The organism is Paenibacillus sp. AD87 (assembly GCF_001659845.1).
Lineage (GTDB): Bacteria > Bacillota > Bacilli > Paenibacillales > Paenibacillaceae > Paenibacillus > Paenibacillus marchantiae.
Window position 1 is genome coordinate 1 of sequence record NZ_LXQN01000017.1, and the last position, 1402, is coordinate 1402.

General features: G+C 47.4%; 1 protein-coding gene. It reads right to left on the reverse strand.

What is annotated here, in order from left to right:
* The coding region (locus tag gpAD87_RS23700) for a ComEC/Rec2 family competence protein (RefSeq protein ID WP_157258559.1) at nucleotides 1–1402 on the reverse strand (1402 nt) is incomplete at both ends.

Sequence of the window (1402 nt, forward strand, 5' to 3'; positions counted from 1 at the left end):
ATCCTCTTCTGTGCCCTGAACTACAGGCTGGTCACCTCGACCGCGATGAAGGATCCGCAAAAGTGTATAGAGAACGGCATAATATGCTGCAATCCAAAGTAGCGATGGGGTAGCCCAGATCAACACAAAACCAGGCAAACTATTCATCCACTCCACACTTACAAAGGTCAATTTGTTCAGCATAATAGCAATCCACGCCAATGGTTTAACCAGAGGCATCCAAAGAAACGATAAAATCAGAGCGACCGTTCCCAGAGGAAGTACAATGGCACTAATCAAAGATACAAGCAGGAAGTTTGCGACAAATGAAAGCAGTGAAAACTGGTTGAAATACAGAATCGTGACCGGAAAAGAAATGAGTTGTGCTGTTACCGTCACAGAAGCTGTTGCTGCAAGTCCCTTGGGCCAACTGCTAAATATCCGATTAATCAGTGGCATATAAATCATCAGTCCGGCTGTTACCAGAAAAGATAATTGGAAGCTCACGCTTAGTAAAAAATACGGGTTCCACCACATCATCAACAACGCCGCTGCACTGATCATCTGCAATCCGTCCCTGGCAAGGCCACGCCGTGCCATATACAAGCCAATCATCGACATGATACCCGCACGAATCACCGATGGCGAACCGCCAGACAACAATACATATGCAGGTATTAGCAGCAACACAATGGTGAGCGAGGTTTCTCGGGTTAACCTAAGCCAGGATAAAAGGAGCAGCAGGGATGCCACATACACCGCGACATGTGTTCCGGAGATCGCCAAGATATGAGTTAAACCAAGCTGTGAAAATTGTCCATATGTATCCGGATCGATGTCATTAGCCATCCCGATAATCAGACCTTTCATATAGCCCGCATGAGGTTCGGGAAATATCTGTTCTACTGCTGCGCCAAGCTTATGCCTGACGATGTCATTCCACCGAAGGATATTGAATTTTCCCATCCCTTCAGGAGGAACAGTGGTTACTGAACTGGCCCCCTTCACTTTAAACAACCAATGGATATGAAGAGTCCTTAAGTAATTTCGATAGTCAAACCCACCAAAATTTCTAGCTTCGCCGGGAAGCGCAAGCGCACCCGTCAACGTGATCGAATCTCCTCGCTTCCACCCCGCTGCTACTTGTTGTTCTTCTTCCTCAGCTAGACGAACTTGGACCATTAGATGTTCTCTCACATTAGGCACAGTTCGCCCTTCCGAAACTGCTGCTGTTGATGCATCGGAGAACGGAAGCATCGACGTGACCTGCATTTCAAAATCGGCCCGATCCCCATCTATGCGTACATCAGACATAAGCTTACCTTCAAAGGTAGCTGCATAACCGTCCAAATCCTCCGCATCGGTTTGTGTGATATCGGGCAGACTGCTCCGATTCTGCGCATCATTCCATTCCCAATGCACT